The sequence below is a fragment of the Pedobacter sp. A2324 genome (genome assembly GCF_059693705.1).
Genome location: NZ_JCASSK010000008.1, coordinates 171,723 through 194,645 on the forward strand (window position 1 = coordinate 171,723; position 22,923 = coordinate 194,645).

Here is a 22,923-nt window from a genome sequence, read left to right on the forward strand (position 1 = left end):
TAGTATGTGAGATTCTACAATTTGTGTAAGATTGTGATAAATAATAGTGACCTAACATGTAGTAAACTATTAGGAACAACTATCTACGAAGATGCGATTTCGTTTGAGAAGGAATGCAATCGCGTCGTTGTCAGGTACCTCTAATGAAATGGGAAATGATGGAGTAGAAGGTTTTCTCTTAGAAGGGGATAATCAAAAGGCGCTCCAAAATTATTTGCGCTAATTGTTCAGTACTACAAATTTCGCAACCATCCAGTCAATTGCAATAGAAACGGCGATGTTTAAATTTTTTATTAAGAACTATAGTAATCTTTTATAACTAATACCAGAAAAGTTAACAGGTAGTTAAGCTTTTTTAAAATCTTCCGTTAAAATGTCAAGAAGTTTTGCTGAAATCGGGAGAATAAATTTTCTAGCAAATAATGCGTTCGAATTTTTAATGACTTGAAAATCATTTTCATCTAAAATTGCAGGCCTGCTACCATTTTTCCAATTCCAATCAATGTACCGCAAGTTATTGTTAACGACGTTACTCTTAAAATGTGAGTTCATTATCACAGTTTGGAATAGAATTTCCTCTGGTATTTTTGTATAATTAAATCGCTCGTAAAAAGCGGGATTTTCATCTATATATCTTAAAACATAAGCAATACATTCCTTGCTTAATGTCCACCAAGTACCGCCTCCAAATAATTTAAGCCCGCCCCATCCTGACCTTCTTAAATGTAATATTTTCTGTAATGTAAATACTAATCTCAGGATATATCTGCCACTGCGTTTGGTGCTGCTGACGAAATCGTTGAGGTGAAAAAAATTAATTCGATCTAGTCCATAGCCTTCATCCTTCCATACATCTGCAGGGAATTCAAAATGCTCTAAAAATTCCTTCCCCTTATTTTCGCGAAGAAAATCTTTGATTTTCTCACCAGACATTGCGGGGAAATCCTGGCCACTTATAAGATGCAAATAGCTTATATCAAAATCAAGTGCAACCGAACACAGATGTAATATAGCTTTTAGATGGTTAAAACTCCCCCAATGCGTATTATATTTTTGTACTACTATCTTAACATTTTCCATGTCAGTGAGCGTTTTCAGTTCATTACCCGTAAAAACTGATTTCTTATTCAGGTGTATAAAGAAAATATAGTCATTTGGATTAAAAAACGTTATCAACTTTTTAAGATAGTCGATGTCCTTATACGCGACAATTAGTATGGCTTGCTTCATTTGTTTCAAAAATAATAAACTTGGAGAATTTTTATTGCCAAAATGCTTTTTTATTTTAATCAAAGAATGTGATATATAAAATCAATTTATTATTAACATATTTGCGTTATAGTAAGAGTCTTGAAGGATGTTGGTAATAAATAGTGTTTAAATAATACTTTTACCTTGAATTAAAAAACACTACTTAAGTGAAAGATATATTATATGTTTACGGGGGTGAAAAGGCCTCCGGCGCAGAGATTGTTATCTCTAGACTTCTTGGGAAAAACACTAAAGTCAAGCCGCATCTTTTGATAGCGCCAGGTGAATACGCTTCGAAATTGAAGCAGCAAATTGACTATCCAATTGTAATTTTGCCAGAATTGAAAAAACTAAATCGAAGTAAAGAAAAAAGCTTATCATTTTATGTTAGAGCATTAACTAACTACTTCAGAATCTCTAAATTTGTCTTTAAATATATAAAATCGAATAATATACATGTAATTCATGCAAATACAATAGTGCCCGCATCCTATCTATTGCCAGTTATAATTTACACCAAAATTTTTAAGAGAAATATCAAATGGATTTGGAGTGATCATGACTTGAAATATTATTCCGGTTTAGATGCAATGATGTCGAGAGCATGTAACAAGTTATATAATGCAACATTGGTAGTATCAGAAGCTGTAAGACAAAAGTTCTCTGACAAAAGTAAAACTTTTGTTCTCTACAATGGCCTGTCTACTAATTTTTTTACCAACGACGAGACAATAAGGGCTAGGCAAAGAAACTTTTTAAAAATTGATGCAGATTGCATAGTAATTGGCATAGCCGCTGTCATTGCCCCTCGAAAGGGTCAATTAGAGCTGTTACAGTCCCTAGAGAATTTAAATTTACCCTGTAAATTCAAGGTGTTTGTCGCTGGAAAGTTTGCGGATGATCATCCCGAATATGGAAAAGAAGTTATTGATATAATAAATTCGAAGGGAAATTTCTTTTACCTCGGTGATATTCATGACATGAAAGAGTTTTACAATACTTGTGATATAGTTATAAATAATAGTTCAAAAATAGGTAGCGAACCATTGGGAACTACTATTTATGAAGCAATGTCATGTGAGAAAATTGTGTTGGCGAGTAATACAGGTGGGTCTTCAGAAATTATTGAAAATAATATTGATGGTTTTCTCTTTATACCGGATGATAATGATGATTTACGTAAAAAAATTGCATGGATTATCGAAAATTTTAAAGACCTAGAGCAAGTTCGTAAAAATGCTCGTATTAAAGTATTAAGGAAATTTAATATTGATGTGATGGTCGAGCGGTACAATTCCATTATCAATAATATATGAATAGCTTAATTATTTTTCTTGCGCTCGCTATCTTTATTTCTCCAGGGTATTTAGTTTGGCCTAGCAGATATAATATTATAGCCCATCTGTCTTTAGGAGGAAACTTTATATCTACTTTCGTTCCTGCCATTATTTTAGGCGTTCATAATAATTTTGCTGAGGCAGTAGTCGATTTGTATTCAAACATATTGTTAGTCGGTGCTATTTCATTCGCAATAGGGCTGTTTGTTGGGTATAGATCCAAGCCAGACTTAAAAAGATTTAGCTATGAGGTTCTTGACAGTGAAGTTTATTTAGCAAGAGTAATGTCTTTTACTAAATGGCTGATGATAGTAAGTATTGTAATGTTAGTTTTGAGTTACGCTGGAATGGGATTTATTCCTGCATTTGCTGCGGATCCATTTCTAGCTAAGTTTTTTCGAGGGCCTTATCAGGCTCCATATATGCGCGTTGCAATCTTTTTTAGAACATCATTCTATATTCTGTCTACAATTATACCCATATCAGCAGTTATTTGGTATCAAACGAAAAGAAGTTTCTTTCTTTACAGTACAATACTAGCGGTAGCGCTTATGGCATTGTCCTTGTCTAGGAGTCCAGCTTTTTCGGGACTTGTTCTTGCTTTTGGGATTATTATGGTTTTTAAAAGCCGGTTTCATTTTATATTACTTTTACTTTCTGTAATAGGATTATATGTCTTTAGTTCTGTATTTTACTTTATTATTGGGGCCCGGGAACTCGATTATTCAAATTATAACACAGAGCATCCGTATTGGGAAATCATTGCATCTGGCTCTCCGGATATTGCAGATCAACTATTGTTTATGGAAAAGTTTGTCCAACACCCCAACTTAACCTATGGGCAAACAATTTATGGTGGCTTGATTCCTGGGCACTATGAATGGAATCCCGGTGTTTATACTCTAAAGGTGTTAACAAACGGTGATGATTTAGAAGAGATTGTATCCGGAGGTCTGAGGCTACCGGCTCCAATATGGGGTTATGTATCGTTCGGTTGGTTCGGAATCATTGGTTTTTGCTTAATATCAGGATACTTTTATGGGTATTTTACAAAATATTTGAAGAAGAAGCTTATGGGTTCAGATTCATTAATAATAAAGACAATTATTATAGTCAGCTTTAACGTGGTATTTGCTAATTTTTATACATTCTATACATTATCGATTTATCTACTACCTCCAACCTTTGTCATGCTTTTTTATTTGTACAGATTTAAAATAGATTGATTTTTCATAAATGAATTTATCTAACAAAATGTGTTAAAAATAAATTGAAAGTTTAATAATTATGATCACGATAATCAATGGACTAAATAAGTTCTCTAATACTAAGAATCTTTGAATTATCATAAAGTTCGAAAATAAATGTGTTACTTTAAAATTTTTCTCTGTTTATAAATAATTACACTATTTTTACGAACTTTCAAATTATTAATTGATGAAATGCTATTACATAATCGTTATGTAGAAGTTGAATAACATTATGTTTTATATTAACGGAAAATTTTTAACCCAACCAACAACCGGAGTTCAGCGTTTTGCGCGGGAGATTCTTAATGAGCTTATTAAGCAGCCAATTAGTTTCATAGTTTTATGCCCTCCCAATACATCTCCCAAAGAGATGGTTTTACCAGAGCGGTTCAAAACCATTGGTAAAAATCAAGGCGTTAAATGGGAGCAAATTGATTTGCCGTCTTACCTAAATACGAAAGAAAAACCTGTTTTGCTTAATTTATGCAATAGCGCTCCATTGTTATATAAGAATCAAGTGGTCACTTTACATGACCTTGCTTTCTTCGTTAATCCTGGATGGTTTTCAAAACCATTTTCGCTTTGGTATAGGTTTATTATTCCTATTTTAGCCAGAAGATCAAGGAAAATTTTAACAGTGAGTATGTTTTCAAAAGGAGAAATCATCAAAATTCTCAAGCAACCGGCTGAAAAGATAATTGTTGTATACAACTCTTCCTCTCAATTGAATTCAGGACATTCTGAACCAGTAACGTATGGGGAATATTTGTTATTTGTTGGTTCCTTGGATCCCCGAAAGAATCTGATCACTCTAGTAAATGCTTTCAAATCTGCTAACCAAGCGAATTTAAAACTTGTAATCGCAGGGATGGTTAACAAAAACTTTGGTTTGGTAGATTTAGACTATAGTGAAAATATTATATACTTAGGTAAAGTAAGTGATGCTCATTTGGCAGCTTTGTACAAAAATGCTGTAGCATTCGTTTACCCAAGCTTGTACGAAGGATTTGGAATACCACCTCTAGAGGCCATGCAGCACGGCTGTCCGGTATTAGTTAGCGAGAGCAGTAGTTTACCTGAAGTATGTGGCGACGCAGCAATTTATTTCAACCCTCACAATACCGAAGAACTAGCTGAAAAAATAAAACTTATAAGCGAGAATGAAAAGCTTCGGACTCAACTAAAACAGAAAGGATTAAAACGTGTTACGGAGTTCTCCTGGTCTAATTCAGCAAATATTATCAAAAATGTTATTAATGATTTAAATTAGCTATTGCGTGAATATGTCAGCAATAGTTAAATAAATGAAAATATTAAATAAAAGTAAGCAATATTGAAAATGAAAACAGCATTAATTACAGGCATCACTGGCCAAGACGGTGCCTATCTTCTAGAACTTCTCTTGGAAAAAGGTTATGAAGTTCATGGAATAAAAAGAAGAAGTTCTTTGTTTAATACGGATCGCATTGATCACTTATATCAAGACCCACATTCTGACAATGTAAGATTCAAATTGCATTACGGAGATTTAACTGATTCGACTAACCTAATCAGAATTGTTCAGGAAGTACAGCCAGATGAAATTTATAATCTTGGCGCAATGAGTCATGTTAAAGTTTCTTTTGATTCTCCTGAATATGTAGCCAATGTCGACGGGATAGGAACTTTGAGGATATTGGAGGCAGTAAGGATTCTAGGCTTGGAAAAAAAGACTAAAGTTTACCAAGCATCTACATCTGAATTATATGGCGGTATGCCAGAAAATAAAAATGAAAAAGGATTTTACGATGAAAATTCGCCTTTTTATCCACGCTCACCATATGGTGTAGCCAAAATTTATGGTTTTTGGATAACTAAAAATTATCGGGAAGCTTATGGTATGTTTGCATGTAATGGGATTTTATTTAACCATGAAAGCCCGCTCAGAGGTGAAACCTTTGTTACCCGTAAGATAACAAGAGCTGTTGCCAAAATTGCTCAAGGACTGCAGTCAAAACTATATTTAGGGAATTTAGATGCTCAACGAGATTGGGGACATGCTAAAGACTACGTAGAAGCAATGTGGAGAATTTTGCAGCAGGATGTACCTGAAGACTATGTAATTGCGACAGGGGTTACTACAAGAGTTAGGGAGTTTGTGAGATTGGCCTTTGAAGAAGTTGGAATCGTGGTTGGCTTCGAAGGAGAAGGAGTCGACGAGATTGGAAAAGTAATTTCTTGTTCGAAACCTGAATTCCAGGTTGCGATTGGAACAACCGTTGTCGCAGTGGATTCATCATATTTTAGGCCGACAGAAGTTGATCTACTGATTGGTGATCCAACGAAATCAAAAACTAAATTAGGGTGGGAACCCAAGTATGATTTGGCTGGACTGGTTAAAGAAATGGTAGCAACTGACGTTGATCATTTCAAAAAAGAAAAATTGCTTAAGGAAAACGGATATTATATCAAAAGCCAGTTTGAATAATATTCTTGACGCATGAAAAAGAAAATAGCAATTATTTCAGGAATAACGGGCCAAGATGGTGCTTACTTAGCACAGTTATTGTCCCGTGAAAATTATACTATCGTTGGCCTAACCCGAAGTAGCCATAATTTTAGCACAAAAAATTTCAAGTACTTAGATATTAAAGCTGAAATTTTAATTGAGGAATGTGATCTATTAGATTTTTCAAGCATTATAAAAGTATTATTGAAATACCAGCCTGACGAGTTTTATAATCTAGCCGCTCAAAGTTCAGTAGGGATTTCATTCGAACAGCCGATTGGTACGATCAATTATAATACACAGTCCGTGCTCAATATATTGGAGAGTGTTCGTCTTTTGCAACTGGAGACAAAAATTTACCAGGCGAGTAGTAGTGAAATGTTTGGGCAGGTAAAATCATTGCCTGTGACGGAATCCACGCCAATGCACCCCTTGAGTCCTTATGCCATTTCGAAAGCTTCGGGCTTTTGGATTGGCGTAAATTATCGGGAGTCTTATAAAGTATTTTGCGTGAATGGTATCTTATTTAACCATGAGTCATATCTTCGCAGTCCAAATTTTTTTGTAAAAAAGGTGATTAGAACATCATTGGAAATAAAAAAAGGTTTGCGGGACGAACTGAGGGTGGGAAATATTGATGTTAAGCGTGATTTCGGTTATGCTCCAGACTATGTTACCGCAATGTGGCTTTCCTTACAACAAAATAAAGCTGACGATTATTTGATATGTTCTGGGACGTCCATTTACTTGAGAGATATCATAACGTATACGATGGATTATCTTAAGATTTCTAAAAATAAGTTAGTGGAGGATCCTACGTTGTTTAGACCTACAGAAATGGAAGATATGTATGGAGATAACAAAAAGGCAAAAACAGTATTAGGTTGGGAATACGATAAATCATTTTTCGACGTTCTCGAAATTTTAATTAACGAAGAAGATAAGAATTTTATATAATGAAGGTAGCAATTGTACATGATGAGTTAATGCGTAGGGGAGGTGCAGAGCAAGTGGTGATGACAATGCTTCAGGCATTTCCAGAAGCAGACGTATTTACGCTGGCTTATAACCCTGATGGTACTTACCCAGAATATCGGGACTACAAGATTACCACTTCCAAATTACAATTTCTTTCCAAAAGTGTAAAGTGGATGCAGAGGTTGTACTTTCCATTCGGAGTAATGGCTATGAAGGCATTAGATGTGCATGGGTACGACGTGGTGCTTATTTCGAATACCCATAGCGCAAAGTATGTAAATATAGACTCTAAAGCATTAGTTTTCATTTACACTTATACCCCTTTCAGACTAGCATGGAATCCAACCTCTTACAGTCAATATAATAATTCTAAAGGACTGTCTCGATGGGTGTTCGATAAGGTTGTGAGTATACTGAGAAAGATCGATAAAGAAGCTGCGCAGAGAGGGGATTATTTCCTTGGAATGACAGAGGAAACTGCCCAGCGCATTCGCGATGCTTATGGGGTAAAGGATATCAAACTTATACCTCCAGATGTTAAAACCAGAAATTTCCATCTTTCAGATAAACCCAAAGATTACTATCTTTTGGTTTCGCGACTTGAGTATTATAAGAAGGCGGATTTGGCCATAGAGGCTTTTAATAAGCTTGGTCTGAATTTGATAGTTGTTGGTAATGGTACTAAGGCACAGGAACTAAAGCAACTTGCAAAGGATAATATCACATTCAGGAAAGGTCTATCAAGTGAAGAGTTAGCTGAATTGTATGCAAATTGCAAAGCACTTATATTTCCACAGCACGAAGATTATGGCATTACGCCGCTGGAAGCCAATGCATCTGGAAGACCAGTAATTGCTTATGGCGTTGGTGGCGTGTTAGAAACAATGATTCCTTACATAAATGATGCAGCCAAATCAACTGCCATATTTTTTGATGAACAAACAGTTGAAAGCCTTATCAAAGCAGTTCAACTATCCGAGTCTCTTGATTTCGACACTAATTTTATAAGGTTGAATGCAGAAAGATTTGATGAGACTGTCTTTAAAGATGAGATAAAAAAATTCGTATTAGAAAAGTATAATGAGCAAAGATAATTATGTACTAATTATGGCGGGTGGGGTAGGTTCCCGCTTTTGGCCAAAAAGTCGCAACCAGTTTCCAAAACAGTTTATTGACATTTTAGGAATAGGAAAATCGCTACTTCAGCTTACGTATGAAAGGTTTCTTAAGATATGCCCTAATAGCCAGATTTATGTATTAACCAACGAAGCTTATTCAGAACTTGTTACTCAGCAGTTACCAGATGTGTTGAAAGATAACATTCTCTTGGAACCTAGCCGTAACAATACGGCTCCTTGCATTGCTTATGCAGCCTACAAAATTGGGAAAACAAATCCTGATGCCAATATCGTAGTTGCACCATCTGACCACTTAATTTTAAAAGAGGATGTTTTCCTTGAGAAAATAAAAGTTGCTTTAGGTTTCAGCTCAGAAAATGATGCCTTGCTTACGTTGGGTATTAGCCCCACCCGGCCAGACACTGGGTATGGTTACATCAGATATCAGGATGGCAATGAAGACGTAAAAAAGGTTGATGCGTTCATGGAAAAACCAGAACTGGCCAAGGCACAGGAATACTTGAAAAGTGGTGATTATGTTTGGAATGCGGGCATTTTTATATGGTCGGCAGAATCACTTAAGAAGGCATTTGAAAAATATTCACCTGAAATAGCGAGATTATTCGAAAGTGGTCTATCTTGCTATAACACGGATCAGGAAACTGAATTCATCAATTCCAAATATCCAACTAGCCCTAATATCTCAATTGATTATGCGATTTTAGAAAAAGCGGATAATGTCTATACGATTCCAGCTGATATCGGTTGGTCTGACTTAGGTACCTGGGCTTCGCTATATGTAGTAGGAGACAAGGATGAAAAAAATAACATGGTGAATCTAGATAAAGTTCACTTGCAGGAAACAGCCAATTGCATTATTCAATTACCTAAAGACAAAGCTGCAGTAATTAGGGGGCTGGATAATTATATTGTAGTGGATGACGGGAAGGTTTTATTAATATACCCTAAATCAGAAGAACAGGAAATTAAGCAAGTGGCGAAAGGAATGGTGGAGAAATATGGTGAAGATTATGCATAGTCCTTATTAGCGATTAATAAATGATGAATTTAGAAGGCTTACCTAAAGGGTTAAGCCTTTTTTGCTATCTACTGATTTACTTTAGTGTTCTACTGTTCATTCATGTTCAGTGACTAATTTTGAATCGGCAATGTTTTAAGCTGTATATTGCTTAATAATTAACAATTTTTATATTGATAATCATTAATTAACTTTGTCATGGTGATTTGGGCATTAATTTTGTTCATATCTAAAGACTTTCAAACAAAAAATTAAATTGTCTGTTATACAGCGCACTCATAGCCTATGCAAACACGTTACTTATTTATATTGAAATACATATTACCAGTTACCGATCTTTTAATGGTCAATCTGGTGTATTTTTTAGCGTTCCAATTTACAGGTTATCTTGGAAAATCCTTAAGTTCCGAATTGCAATGGCATTATGTAGTGGTTTGCAATTTAATTTGGATTGTAAGTACCACTAGTTTTGGTTTATATACCGAATATGGATCAAGACGTATCGAGAGAATTTATCGTGGAACCTGGAAAAGTGTAGTTTTACATGCGGTTCTATTTGCTGTCTATCTATTCTTTTCAAAGCAAAATGAATTCTCCAGGTCATTCTTAGTGGTCTTTTATGGAATGCTTGGCATATTGTTCCTGGTGAATCGCTTCATAGGGACTTCTTTTCAGTTTCTATTATTTAATCATCTGAGAGGGGTTAAGTCTGTCGCAATTATGGGGAATAATGCGACTGGTTTACAATTGGCAGGTTATTTTGAAAAACAGCGCTATATTGAATTTCATGGTTTTATCAACGATGTGCCTGAAGAATATCGCGATCGGGATGGACACCTTTCCGAAGCCGTAGGTCGACAGTTTAAACAAGCCGTAGACAAAGGGATTAAAGACATTTATGTGACCATCGCACCAGAGCGTATGGGAGATATGTTATTATTAACGGAGGAGGCGGAACGTCAGTGTGTAAGGTTGAAATTCATTCCCGATATCAGCGGCGCCCTTTTATCACCTTACACGGTGAGTTATTTAGGGAATGAATTTCCGGTAATTTCACTTCGTTCCGAACCCTTAGAGAAAATTCACAACCGTTTCAAGAAACGTGTCATTGATGTAGTTTTTAGTGGACTAGTGATTCTGTTTGTCTTAAGCTGGTTATATCCAATCATTGCACTATTGATTAAGTTACAGAGTAAAGGGCCAGTGCTGTTTAAGCAGTTGCGTAGTGGTCGGGATGATGAGCCTTTCTGGTGTTTCAAATTTAGAAGTATGCGCATGAATGCCGATAGTGATAAAAGACAAGCGAGTAAGAATGATGACCGCATTACGCCAATTGGCAAATTTTTAAGGAAATCAAGTCTTGACGAACTGCCACAATTTTTCAATGTTTTCATGGGGCACATGAGTGTTGTCGGACCACGCCCACATATGTTAAGCCATACGGAACAGTATAAAGGAATCGTAGACCAATTTATGGTACGTCACTTTCTTAAGCCAGGTATTACGGGTTGGGCGCAGGTAAACGGTTACCGTGGTGAAACCAAAGAAGATTATAAGATGGTGAAGAGGGTGGAACACGATATCTGGTACCTGGAAAACTGGTCGGCTATGCTGGATGTGAAGATTATCTTCATGACCGTGATCAACATGGTAAAAGGCGAGGAGAATGCATTTTAAAATATGACAAGACCAACATTAGTAATACTGGCTGCAGGAATGGCGAGCCGATATGGAGGGAATAAGCAGACAGAGTCTTTTGGGCCAAATGGGGAAACCATTATGGAATACTCTATTTATGATGCCATCAAAGCCGGATTCGGTAAAGTAATTTTCATCATTAGGGAAGAATTTCATAAGGCTTTTGCAAAATCAATGGAAGCGAAGTTAAACGGTAAGATAGAGCTCGACTATGTATTTCAATCGTTAGATAGCTTTAGCAATGGGATTCAATTTAATCAGGATCGTGTCAAACCGTTCGGCACAGCTCATGCATTGCTCTGTTGCAAAGGTAAAGTGAATGAGCCATTTGCAGTAATTAATGCAGATGATTTTTATGGTTTTGACGCCTTTCAACAGGCTTATCAATTTTTGACAACAAAAATTGCTGACGGCAAATACGCATGCCTGGGTTATGCACTAAAAAATACGGTAAGTGAATTTGGTGCGGTCACCAGGGGTGAAATTAAAACCAATACTCATAACGAAATTGTTTCCATCAAAGAAAGAAGAGAAATCATTTTAAAAGATGGCAAAATCGTAAGTCTTGAAAATGATCACCAGGAAATCCTGGATCAGGATACGCAGGTAAGCATGAACTTTTTCTGTTTTGATCCAACATTTATTAATTGGATGGAAAAACAATACTATCAGTTTTTGGAAGAAAATAAGAATGAGCTTAAAGCAGAATTCTTAATCCCGGAAGTAGCAGATCAGATGCTCAAAAGTGGAAACGCCGCAATCTCAGTAATTCCTACGGATGCGAAATGGTTTGGGGTAACGTTTAAGGATGATGCGCCAATAGTAAAAGAAGAGTTGTTGAAACTGACACATGAGGGAGTTTATCCTGAAGTTCTTTGGAAAGAAGCATTAGTTAATTAAGTTTGCTTTTTAAGTCGTTAAACATATATAGTATTAATCCTGCGCAAGCGGGATTTTTGCGTAAACAGCCAGGCCTGATGATCGAATTTTCCGTTTCCCGTATAATTTCCGTTCTTTTGTAACCGGTACATAAACAATATCCATGAAAAAAATCTTACTACTCGTTCTTTTGGCTATCTCAATCAGCCGGTTAAGTGCACAATCGCAGTATCAGCCTTATTCTTATCAGTTTTACCAGAAGTTAGGCGCAGAAATCTACAATCCAGAAACGCGTTTTCATAGTTCTCTAAAGCCTTTCTTTATTGATGACAGTTTGATCGTGAAGAAAGCGAGTATGTTATTGAGTTATAACGGAGATTCGAGCCGCAAATCATGGGGTGGCCGTAAGCTTTGGCAGGAACATTTATTAGATATCAAGAAAGAAGACTTTACGGTATACGCAGACTTCCTTCCTGATTTCCAGATTGGGAAAGACTTCTCCGGTAAACAGAATGTTTGGCTAAATACCAGGGGATACCAGGTGGGTGGAACAGTAGGAAAGAAGTTCTCCTTCTACACCAGCGGTTATGAGAACCAGGGACAGTTTTCTCAATATTATAACAACTATGTAAATAGCACCGGAGTAGTACCAGGGCAATCCTACAATCGCGCGTATGGTTTCAACGGCGGCAAAAGCTCGCTTGACTGGTCATACGTTACCGCGACTTTATCTTATACACCGATTAAATATCTAAACATTACTGCTGGTTACGATAAAACCTTTATTGGTGATGGTTATCGCTCGATGCTATTATCTGATTTTTCATCGCCAGCACCATTATTGCGTTTAACGGCTAACCTGGGAAATGTGCAATATATGGCCATGTGGACATCTATGCAAGATCCTGGGGCACCTAAATTATCATACGATGCCGGAAACAGAAAGAAGGGTGGGGTATTTCATTATTTAGACTGGAATGTGAACAATCGTTTATCAATCGGTTTCTTTGATTCAATCGTTTGGTCGCAATATGATGATGAAGGTAACAAACGTGGGTTCGACTGGGGCTACGCCAGTCCGGTTATATTTTTGCGTCCTGTAGAAGCTTCAAGTGGCTCACCGGATAATGCTTTAATCGGTTTTACCAGTAAATATAAATTCTCAAAAGAACTGGTGGCTTATGGCCAATTTTCTTTAGATGAATTTGAAGCTAAGAATTTCTTTTCTTCATCAGGTAGCTCCCGTAATAAATATGGCTGGCAGTTAGGGGTGAGAGGGGCAGATGTATTTAAAGTTGCTGGTTTGAATTACCTATTGGAATATAATACCGCCAAACCCTATACTTATTCGTCAAGAACACGGATCGGCAATTATGCCAACTACAATGAACCTTTAGCGCATCCACTGGGTGCAAACTTCAGGGAAGTAGTGGGCTTGTTAAACTATTCATACAAACGTTTTGATTTCAGTGGCGAGTTGATGTATGCGAAATATGGTTTGGATGCTACCGGTCAGAATTATGGCAAGAACATCTTCGAGCCCTACACCGATGTAGTACAACCGAATGGCAACTATACCACACAAGGCGTAAGAACGGATCTGGTTTACGCGGAGGGTAGAGTTGCTTACGTAGTGAATCCTAAATATAACCTGCGTTTAGAACTAGGTGGTATTGTAAGAAGGGAAAGCAATATGCTGGGTAAACAAAATACCGGCATCATCACTTTCGGTTTACGCAGTTCGTTTAGAAACTTGTATACCGACTTTTAATCCCCTTTTACATTCAACATTTTATCAATCATTTAATAGCAATATGAAAATAGCCGTAATAGGTACAGGATATGTAGGTTTGGTTACAGGAACCTGCCTTGCAGAGACTGGTAACGACGTGATTTGTGTAGACATTAACGAAAGTAAGGTGAAAAAGATGCAGGATGGGGAAGTGCCCATTTATGAACCTGGTTTGGATTTACTTTTTCACCGCAACATTGCGCAGGGCAGGCTTACTTTTACTACCAACCTGGCTGATGCGGTAGCGGCTGCACAGATTATTTTCATGGCATTGCCAACGCCTCCGGGTGGGGATGGTGCAGCAGATTTGTCTTTTATATTGGGTGCTGCCAAAGACATTTCAAAACTGATTACAGAATATAAAATTATCGTAAACAAATCGACAGTTCCGGTGGGGACTGCAGATAAAGTAAAAGCGGTATTTGAAGCCCACAGCAACATTGAAGTGGATGTGGTATCGAATCCGGAGTTCTTGCGCGAAGGGGTAGCTGTGGATGACTTCATGAAACCTGATCGCGTGGTGTTGGGCACCAGAAGTGAAAAAGCCAAAAAGCTGATGACTGAACTTTACGGTCCTTATGTGCGCCAGGGAAACCCAATCCTGTTTATGGATGAACGTTCTTCAGAGCTGACCAAATATGCAGCAAACTCATTCCTGGCTACAAAAATTACCTTTATGAATGAGGTGGCCAACTTATGCGAACTGGTAGGGGCGGATGTCGACGCGGTGAGAAAAGGCATTGGTTCGGATGAGCGCATTGGCAAAAGGTTCCTTTTCCCGGGCGTAGGTTACGGAGGCTCCTGTTTTCCTAAAGATGTGCAGGCACTGGTAAAATCATCTGATGATTATGAATATGATTTCCAGATCCTGAAATCGGTGATGGAAGTGAACGAACGACAAAAGACCATATTGGTGGATAAGGTTTTAAAATATTATAAAGGCAACGTACAGGGTAAACATTTTGCGCTTTGGGGACTGGCATTTAAACCGGAAACCGACGATATCCGTGAGGCTCCTGCCTTATACATCATTGATGCACTGGTGAAAAACGGCGCTACGGTTACGGTATTTGATCCGGAAGCCATGGAGAACGTTCAGGCGGTGATTGGTGATAAAGTAAACTATTCGCAAAGCCAGTATGAAGCACTTGAAGGTGCCGATGCGCTTTTGATCGCTACCGAATGGTCGGTATTCCGCAATCCGGATTTCGAAAAGATCCATCAGATTTTAAAAAATAAGGTGATTTTTGATGGCCGTAATTTATACGATTTACAGAAGATGATTGCCCTGGGTTATTATTACAATAGCATTGGCCGTAAACTGATTGATTAACATGGCGCGCAAAAGAATATTAATAACTGGAGCTGCAGGATTTTTAGGCTCGCACCTGTGCGACCGCTTTATTGCGGAGGACTACCATGTGATTGGAATGGATAACCTGATTACAGGCGATCTGGCCAATATTGAGCATTTGTTTAAACTGGAGAATTTCGAGTTTTATAACCACGATGTTTCCAAGTTTGTACACATCCCCGGAAACTTAGATTATATCCTTCATTTTGCTTCACCTGCAAGTCCGATTGATTACCTTAAAATTCCGATTCAGACCCTGAAGGTAGGTTCTTTAGGCACGCATAATTTGCTCGGTTTAGCGAGAGCCAAGAAAGCGAGAATGCTGATTGCTTCCACTTCAGAAATTTATGGCGATCCAAATGTAAACCCTCAGCCAGAGGAATACTGGGGCAATGTGAATCCGGTTGGTCCGCGTGGGGTATATGATGAAGCCAAACGTTTCCAGGAAGCCATTACGATGGCCTACCATACTTTCCACGGCGTAGAAACCCGTATCGTGAGGATCTTTAACACCTATGGCCCGCGCATGCGTTTAAACGATGGTCGGGTATTGCCTGCCTTTATCGGTCAGGCTTTAAGAGGTGAAGATTTAACGGTATTCGGCGATGGCAGTCAGACCAGATCCTTCTGCTATGTAGATGATTTGATTGAGGGCATTTTCCGCCTCCTGATGAGCGACTATGCACAACCGGTAAACATCGGTAACCCGGATGAGATTACGATCCAGCAGTTCTGCGAGGAGATCATCAAGCTCACCGGTACCAACCAGAAGATTGTGTACAAAGAACTTCCACAGGATGACCCTAAACAACGCAGACCAGACATTACCAAAGCGAAAGCCATTCTGGGCTGGGCGCCTAAGGTAGGCCGTGCCGAGGGACTGAAAATTACCTATGATTATTTCAGGTCTTTACCTGCTGAAGCCCTGGAGAAAATAGAGCATAAAGACTTCACCACTTTTAATAAGTAATTGCCTCATTCCCGGGCAACCGGGAATGATTATGCTTCACTGCCTCCCCAGGTAAACGGGATAATGATATAGGTAATTTGTGTATATCGAATTGGGTATATCGAACTCATATGTCCCTACATTCCTTATATGGTGAAAGTTAGGAAGCATAGCTACCCAGGTATCCCTAAAAATAGATTTTGGAAAGTGATTATAATATCTCAGGTGTTCTAAAATGTCTGAGGTGGTAAAAACCACCACAACCCTTACCCCACCAACGTATTCGTTACCCTTTTTGTCCCTACTTTCTTAACCGCACTCACAATCGCATCTTTATCGTAACCACACTCTGCCCATAGCTCCGGTTGCTCACCATGCTCAATAAACTGATCGGGGATACCCAAACGCACCACATTGGCGCTGTAATGGTGATCGGCCATAAACTCAATTACTGCTGAGCCCATACCACCTGGCAATGAACCATCTTCTACAGTGATTACATGTTTAAATTTAGAGAAAACCTCATGAAGCATTTGCTCATCTAAAGGTTTCACGAAACGCATATCATAATGTGCCGGGTATAAACCTTCGCTGTTTAATTCAGCGGTAGCTTCTACGGCAAAGTTTCCTACGTGACCAAGAGTCAGGATAGCGACTTCTTCACCATCCGATATTTTGCGGCCTTTACCGATTTCCAGCGCTTTGAAAGGACGTTTCCAGTCGGGCATCACACCATTACCACGAGGGTAGCGGATTACGAATGGGCCGATGTTATCCTGCTGGGCAGTATACATCAGGTTCCGCAGCTCTTCCTCGTTCATGGGAGAAGAAACAATCAGGTTCGGGATGCAGCGCATATAAGAAATGTCGTATGCACCATGGTGGGTTGCACCATCGGCACCTGCTAAACCTGCACGGTCTAAACAGAACACCACGTTCAGCTTTTGAATGGCTACATCATGGATCACCTGATCATAGGCGCGTTGCATAAAGCTGGAGTAAATATTACAGAAAGGTACCAGCCCCTGCGTGGCTAAACCAGCAGAAAAAGTGACAGCATGCTGCTCGGCAATACCCACATCAAATGCCCGCTTAGGCATGGCCTTCATCATGATATTTAAAGAAGACCCTGAGGGCATTGCAGGGGTAATCCCTACAATTTTAGCATTGGCTTCGGCAAGCTCCACCATCGTATGGCCAAATACATCCTGGTATTTAGGCGGCTGAGGCTTATCGGGAATGCTTTTCTTGATTTCGCCGGTAATTTTATCGAACAAACCTGGGGCGTGCCAAATGGTCTGGTCTTTTTCAGCAAGTGCGAATCCTTTTCCTTTTACCGTTACGCAGTGTAACAGTTTCGGTCCTGGTATCGCAGATAAATCTTTGATGGTTTGCGCCAGGCGTTTGACATCGTGCCCGTCAACCGGACCGAAATAACGGAAATTAAGCGCTTCGAAGAGGTTACTTTGTTTAAGTAAAGTCCCTTTGATGCTTTTTTCTATTTTCTTCACGTACTTATGTGCATTGGGGCCAAGTTTAGAAAGACCTGCAAGTACGGTGGAGATATCATCCCTGAACCGGTTATAAGATTTAGAGATGGTAATGCTGGTTAAATATTCTTTCAAGGCACCTACGTTAGGGTCGATAGACATGCAGTTATCATTTAAGATTACGAGCACATTACTGTTTTCGATCCCGGCGTGGTTGAGTCCTTCAAATGCAAGTCCGGCAGTCATGGCACCATCGCCAATGATGGCTACATGCTGCCTGTCGGTTTCGCCTTTAAGCTGAGACGCCACAGCCATACCCAGCGCAGCCGAGATGGAAGTAGAAGAGTGACCTACACCAAAGGTATCATATTCACTCTCAGAAATTTTCGGGAAACCACTGATACCTTTGTAAACGCGGTTGGTATGGAACAAATCGCGTCGGCCGGTCAGGATTTTGTGTCCATAGGCCTGGTGACCAACGTCCCACACTACTTTATCGTAAGGGGTGTTTAATGCATAGTGTAAGGCTACCGTTAGCTCCACAACACCTAAGCTGGCACCAAAATGGCCGCCATTCACACTCACGATATCAATAATGTATTGACGTAACTCTTGGCTAATTTGCACTAAGTCTTCTTCACTATACTGCTTTAAATCAGCGGGATAGTTAATGGTAGATAATAGGGGGCCAGCTTTAACTTGCATTCAGTATTATAGTAAAAAACAAGATACAAAGTAAGGTATTTTTATGTCAAGTATCAAGTATTAAGTAGCGAGTATAAAGCTGAGCAGAAAACGACTTTGAGCAGCCAAAATATAATATTGTTAATCCTTAACACTATTGCTATTTTTGTTTTGCATGCCAAACTCCAATTTTGAAATCAAACTTCCTGTTTTTGAAGGCCCCTTCGACTTGCTCTTATTCTTTATTGAGCGGGATGAGCTGAACATTCAGGATGTGGAGATTGCCAAGATCACAAATGATTTCCTTGCTTATATTCATCAGCTCCTTTCCCTCAACGTGGAAGTTGCCAGTGAATTTATATTGGTAGCGGCAACCCTGATGCGCATCAAATCGAAAATGCTGTTGCCACGCATGGAGATTGATGAAGCGGGTAACGAGATTAACCCGGAGCAAGACCTGATTGCCCGGCTGATCGCCTACAAGCAGTTTAAGTCGGCAGCGGAAGAGATGAAGGTTTTTGAAGAAGCGCGCTTGCAACAGGAGCGCCGCGGAAACATTGAATATGATTTAACGCTGGCTGCGGAGTCATCTTCCCATCAGGATGAGTTGCTTTCGCTGGATTTGTATAAGTTGCTCACCGTATACCACCGTACCATGCAGAAGTATGAGTTGCGGAGTGAGGAAGTGAAGCACACCGTAGTGCAGTACCCTTACACCATTGAACAGCAGAAACATTTTATTGCCAACCTGCTCGACATCAACAAACAAATCGACTTCGCTCTGGTGCTGAAGAACTCTGAGAACAAAGTGCATTTCGTTTATAACTTCCTGGCGATTTTAGAGATGCTGCAACAGCAGATTGTGGAGATCAAGATCGGGAGTGGGTACAATAACTTTTTAGTATCAGGTGTCTAGTATCAAGTAGCAAGTTGGTTTGCTGAGTCTAAAATAAAATGCCTACTTTTGCGAAAATAATACAAACCTTATATAATAGGATGACACGCGACACCAAAATTTTTGACCTAATTGATCAGGAGCTAAACCGCCAGGAGCATGGTTTAGAGCTTATCGCATCAGAAAACTTCGTAAGCAAGCAAGTAATGGAAGCTGCTGGTTCAGTACTCACCAACAAGTATGCTGAAGGCTTACCTGGAAAGCGCTATTATGGCGGCTGTCAGGTAGTGGATGTGGTAGAGCAGATTGCTATTGACAGGGCAAAAGAATTATTTGGTGCTGCATGGGTGAATGTTCAGCCTCACTCAGGTGCACAGGCGAATGCAGCCGTAATGTTAGCTGTTTTACAACCGGGAGATAAAATTTTAGGTTTTGATCTTTCTCATGGTGGTCACTTAACCCACGGTTCTCCGGTAAACTTTTCGGGTAAAACTTATCAGCCGTTATTTTATGGTGTAGACAGGGAAACCGGATTAATTGATTATAAAAAACTGGAAGAGGTGGCTTTGGCAGAAAAACCGAAGTTGATTATTTGCGGTGCATCTGCTTATTCACGTGAGTGGGACTATGCTTTCATCCGTTCAGTAGCGGATCAGATCGGTGCTTTGGTACTGGCTGATATTTCTCACCCTGCAGGTTTAATTGCTAAAGGATTGTTGGCTAACCCGCTTCCACATTGCCATATTGTTACCACAACTACACATAAAACTTTACGTGGACCTCGTGGTGGTATGATTATGATGGGACAGGATTTCGAGAACCCATGGGGATTAAAAACGCCAAAAGGCGAGGTTCGTTTGATGAGCAGCGTATTGGATATGGCAGTTTTCCCGGGTACGCAAGGCGGACCACTAGAGCATATTATTGCTGCAAAAGCCATTGCTTTTGGTGAAGCTTTAAGTGAAGAATACGGAACATATATTAAACAGGTAGCGGCTAATGCGCAGGCAATGGCGAAAGCTTTTGTTGCTAAAGGATACGGAATCATTTCTGGTGGTACGGATAACCACTTGATGTTAATTGATTTACGTAATAAAAACATCACAGGTAAACTGGCAGAAAACGCTTTGGAAAAAGCTGAAATCACGGTGAACAAAAACATGGTGCCTTTTGATGATAAATCACCGTTTGTAACCTCAGGTATCCGTGTGGGTACCGCGGCGATCACTACTCGTGGTTTAAAAGAAGCGGAAATGGAACAAATCGTTGATTTAATCGATCAGGTGTTGACCAATCCGGAAGATGAGGCAAACTTAAATGCAGTAAAAGCTGAGGTGGTTAAACTGGTAAGTGCATTTCCTTTATATAAATAGCATAAAAAGTAAAGGGCCGATACTCTTTGAAGAAATATCGACCCTTACCATCTAAATTAACGCTCTCAATTATATAAACGAAAACTAAAGAGATTTTGTTTTCATAAAATGAAAAAAAATTAATATTTCTGATAACAGCCTAAAGATGAAGGGAAAATCCTGTCAGCCCCATTGATGTCTTTATTCAAATAAGTGCTGAAATAATAATCGCCCGATAGATTAGTGCCTTTTTTAAGGGCCGCGCTGGTGCTTAAAAGGTTGAAGTTCCCCGAAACAGGACTGATAAACTGCGGATCGGTATTGATCATATTATTGTTTGTGTTTAGCCCTGTATTGGTTGTGCGGATTAAATTGTTCATGATGACCGGTTGAACAACGGCGTTACTCTTTTTCTGAATGTCTAATTCATTGCTGAGGGATCCCCAGATAATATTATTGGTCAGGTTGATTTGGAGGTTGTTATAGGCATTGGCCGATAGGTAATCAGAAAAGGTCAACGCGGCATTTTTTCTCGGAAAATCGGGATTGTATCCTGCAAAGCTGTTCTGTTTTAGGTTATAATTGCCTCCGCCAACGGCGTACAGGATATAATTTCCACAGTTATACATGAGGCAATTGAATGCGTTAAGTTCGGAGTGATAACCGATGTAAGCTGCTACCTGCATGTTTTTAATGATCGTGTTAGCTAGAATAAGCTTAGCATTGGTGTTTTGCGACAAAGAATCGGACGTGATGCCAACCGATGCATTTTTAATCACTGCATTTTTAATCAGCGCATTGCCTGATGGTCTTAGATGAATGCCTTGCCACTGACCAGGCTGTTCGCTATATATACTTTCAAGCCGGTCGCTGCAAAACATTATAGGCGCGGCAGTGGACCCGTTTACATTTAAGACCCCTTCCACATTCAGCGTGGCGTCTTTATGAAAGTAAATTTTAGCACCGGCTGAAACATTTAGCTGGCTTCCTTTTGTAAGTGTCGGACTTCCACTGATCACGTATGGGAGGGTGTTTGTCCAGTTTACATTGCCGCTTAACGTTCCGCCATTGATAAAAACAGCGTTTTGTCCGTAAGCCAGCAGTTGCAATGCCTTTTTATTCCCGTTATAATTAATGATGATCGAATCCTGTACGAGAAAGGGCAAGGCCGTTGATTTGGGGTCGATGGTTACTTTCACAAAGATGTTGATGGAGTCGCCACCGTTGATGATCAGGTTTTGTTTCAGATTAGTTGATTCACCATTAATGTTCAGGTGATAGGAAGATGATGTTCCGCCGGAGAGTTTGATTTGTCCAATGTTTAGTGCGCTTCTGTTGGGATTTGCGATTTTGATTCTTTTAGTTATTGAGCCGATTGTTGTAAACAGGGTGTCGAATAACAGGCTGTCGTTCGCAAAGGTCAGCATTGCATTGGGATCGGTTGTAATGCGTTCATCTTTCCTGCAGGAAGCAAGGAAAAAGATAGTGATGATCCAGGTGCAAATGAGCAGACGCATATTCCAAACTTATGTATTTGTTCTATGTATTGCAATAGGTAGATGCTTATTCTGCAAAAGCGATTGCTGCAACACTTACCTTTGCAGCACCATGGCTTAACATCAGGCTGGCACAGGCTTCTAAAGTTGCTCCTGTGGTAATCACATCATCCACCAATAAAATGTGTTTGTTTAAAAACAGGCTGGAATCTTTAGTGGTAAAAACCGAGAGCATATTTTCATAACGGTTATACCTGCTTTTTTTAGTCTGACTTTCAGTAGCGACGTCCCTGATCAGTGCATTTTCACAAACGCTAACATTTAATGCGGCTGAAATTCCCTGAGCGATGAATGTACTTTGGTTATAACCCCTGCTCCGGAGTTTTTTTGCATGAAGTGGTACGGGTACGATCAGGTCGATATCTGCATACAGTTGATTTGCCTTAAGCCGATCGCCGATTAAAGTTCCCATCACTGTGCCTACTTCTGTTTTGGCGTTATATTTCAGGGCATGAATCAGGTTTTGTGCTTTTGATCCTTTTCTGAAATAAAGCATGGCCATGGCAGCATTTAAGGGAACCCGGCCCCAGAACTGCTTTGCGACCCGGTTTTCGTTGTACAGGTGATAGTCGGTATAAGGCAGGTTGTAAAGGCACTTGGTGCAAATCACATTTTCGTTATGATAAAGGGGGATTCCGCATGCATTACACAGATTCGGAAACAATAGGTTAAATAAGTCTGAGCTCCAGCGCTTTATTGCTAACATGTAACTAATTTAAGGTTTTAACCCTAAAGGTGCAATAGGTGTTTGGTTCGTGTTTCGCAGTACCATGGCACTTAACAGATAGGTACCACAAAGGAACAAGGTAGGAA

General features: G+C 39.3%; 18 protein-coding genes. 14 read left to right on the forward strand and 4 right to left on the reverse strand.

Annotated features, from left to right (window positions below; genetic code table 11):
• Positions 1-345: 345 nt before the first annotated feature.
• Positions 346-1,293 carry a beta-1,6-N-acetylglucosaminyltransferase gene (locus AC570I_RS21300; protein WP_197082436.1) on the reverse strand — a complete coding sequence of 316 codons (948 nt, stop codon included), beginning with the start codon at positions 1,291-1,293 and terminating at the stop codon, positions 346-348.
• Between the two features lie 125 nt (positions 1,294-1,418).
• Between AC570I_RS21300 and AC570I_RS21305 the strand changes: the two genes are divergently transcribed.
• The 12 genes from AC570I_RS21305 (at position 1,419) to AC570I_RS21360 (ending at position 16,154) form a co-directional block, all read left to right on the forward strand.
• Positions 1,419-2,567 (forward strand): glycosyltransferase family 4 protein, encoded by a 1,149-nt coding sequence (locus AC570I_RS21305; RefSeq protein WP_047800804.1) that lies wholly within the window; start codon positions 1,419-1,421, stop codon positions 2,565-2,567.
• Complete coding sequence (locus AC570I_RS21310) at positions 2,564-3,814, forward strand: O-antigen polymerase (RefSeq protein ID WP_047800803.1); 1,251 nt, start codon at positions 2,564-2,566, stop codon at positions 3,812-3,814. Before AC570I_RS21305 ends, AC570I_RS21310 begins: the two co-directional genes overlap by 4 nt.
• 256 nt (positions 3,815-4,070) lie before the next feature.
• Positions 4,071-5,108, forward strand: coding sequence for a glycosyltransferase family 4 protein (locus AC570I_RS21315; RefSeq protein ID WP_497407103.1), 1,038 nt, complete (start codon positions 4,071-4,073; stop codon positions 5,106-5,108).
• A 69-nt stretch (positions 5,109-5,177) separates the two neighbouring features.
• Complete coding sequence (gene gmd / locus AC570I_RS21320) at positions 5,178-6,305, forward strand: GDP-mannose 4,6-dehydratase (protein WP_047800801.1); 1,128 nt, start codon at positions 5,178-5,180, stop codon at positions 6,303-6,305.
• 12 nt (positions 6,306-6,317) lie between these two features.
• Positions 6,318-7,283, forward strand: coding sequence for a GDP-mannose 4,6-dehydratase (locus tag AC570I_RS21325; RefSeq protein ID WP_047800800.1), 966 nt, complete (start codon positions 6,318-6,320; stop codon positions 7,281-7,283).
• The gene (locus AC570I_RS21330) at positions 7,283-8,398 is read left to right on the forward strand and encodes a glycosyltransferase (protein WP_047800799.1); all 1,116 of its coding nucleotides are present in this window, start codon (positions 7,283-7,285) and stop codon (positions 8,396-8,398) included. The genes AC570I_RS21325 and AC570I_RS21330 overlap by 1 nt, the downstream gene beginning before the upstream one ends.
• Complete coding sequence (locus AC570I_RS21335; RefSeq protein WP_047800798.1) at positions 8,385-9,461, forward strand: mannose-1-phosphate guanylyltransferase; 1,077 nt, start codon at positions 8,385-8,387, stop codon at positions 9,459-9,461. Before AC570I_RS21330 ends, AC570I_RS21335 begins: the two co-directional genes overlap by 14 nt.
• Positions 9,462-9,770: 309 nt before the next feature.
• Positions 9,771-11,138 (forward strand): undecaprenyl-phosphate glucose phosphotransferase, encoded by a 1,368-nt coding sequence (locus tag AC570I_RS21340; RefSeq protein WP_231582713.1) that lies wholly within the window; start codon positions 9,771-9,773, stop codon positions 11,136-11,138.
• A gap of 3 nt (positions 11,139-11,141) precedes the next feature.
• Entirely contained in the window at positions 11,142-12,059 is a 918-nt protein-coding gene (locus tag AC570I_RS21345) for a nucleotidyltransferase family protein (RefSeq protein WP_497407104.1), read from the forward strand.
• Between the two features lie 142 nt (positions 12,060-12,201).
• Positions 12,202-13,809: a gliding motility protein RemB gene (locus tag AC570I_RS21350; RefSeq protein ID WP_497407105.1), complete on the forward strand. Its 1,608-nt coding sequence runs from the start codon at positions 12,202-12,204 to the stop codon at positions 13,807-13,809.
• Between the two features lie 43 nt (positions 13,810-13,852).
• Entirely contained in the window at positions 13,853-15,163 is a 1,311-nt protein-coding gene (locus AC570I_RS21355) for a UDP-glucose dehydrogenase family protein (RefSeq protein ID WP_497407106.1), read from the forward strand.
• Between the two features lies 1 nt (position 15,164).
• Positions 15,165-16,154 carry a UDP-glucuronic acid decarboxylase family protein gene (locus tag AC570I_RS21360; RefSeq protein WP_497407107.1) on the forward strand — a complete coding sequence of 330 codons (990 nt, stop codon included), beginning with the start codon at positions 15,165-15,167 and terminating at the stop codon, positions 16,152-16,154.
• Between the two features lie 245 nt (positions 16,155-16,399).
• Here the strand turns inward: AC570I_RS21360 and dxs are convergent, their stop codons facing one another.
• Entirely contained in the window at positions 16,400-18,328 is a 1,929-nt protein-coding gene (gene dxs, locus AC570I_RS21365) for a 1-deoxy-D-xylulose-5-phosphate synthase (protein ID WP_497407108.1), read from the reverse strand.
• Positions 18,329-18,482: 154 nt separating this feature from the next.
• Between dxs and AC570I_RS21370 the strand changes: the two genes are divergently transcribed.
• Both AC570I_RS21370 and glyA read left to right on the forward strand, forming a co-directional pair.
• Positions 18,483-19,223, forward strand: a complete 741-nt coding sequence (locus tag AC570I_RS21370) for a segregation and condensation protein A (protein ID WP_497407109.1) — start codon at positions 18,483-18,485, stop codon at positions 19,221-19,223.
• A gap of 80 nt (positions 19,224-19,303) precedes the next feature.
• Entirely contained in the window at positions 19,304-20,575 is a 1,272-nt protein-coding gene (gene glyA / locus AC570I_RS21375; RefSeq protein WP_497407110.1) for a serine hydroxymethyltransferase, read from the forward strand.
• A gap of 119 nt (positions 20,576-20,694) precedes the next feature.
• Here glyA and AC570I_RS21380 read toward each other — a convergent pair whose 3' ends face one another.
• Together AC570I_RS21380 and AC570I_RS21385 are read right to left on the reverse strand one after the other, a co-directional pair.
• On the reverse strand, positions 20,695-22,071 hold the full coding sequence (locus tag AC570I_RS21380; RefSeq protein ID WP_497407111.1) for a hypothetical protein: 1,377 nt from the start codon (positions 22,069-22,071) through the stop codon (positions 20,695-20,697).
• A gap of 46 nt (positions 22,072-22,117) precedes the next feature.
• The gene (locus AC570I_RS21385) at positions 22,118-22,816 is read right to left on the reverse strand and encodes a ComF family protein (RefSeq protein ID WP_497407112.1); all 699 of its coding nucleotides are present in this window, start codon (positions 22,814-22,816) and stop codon (positions 22,118-22,120) included.
• Between the last annotated feature and the right edge of the window lie 107 nt (positions 22,817-22,923).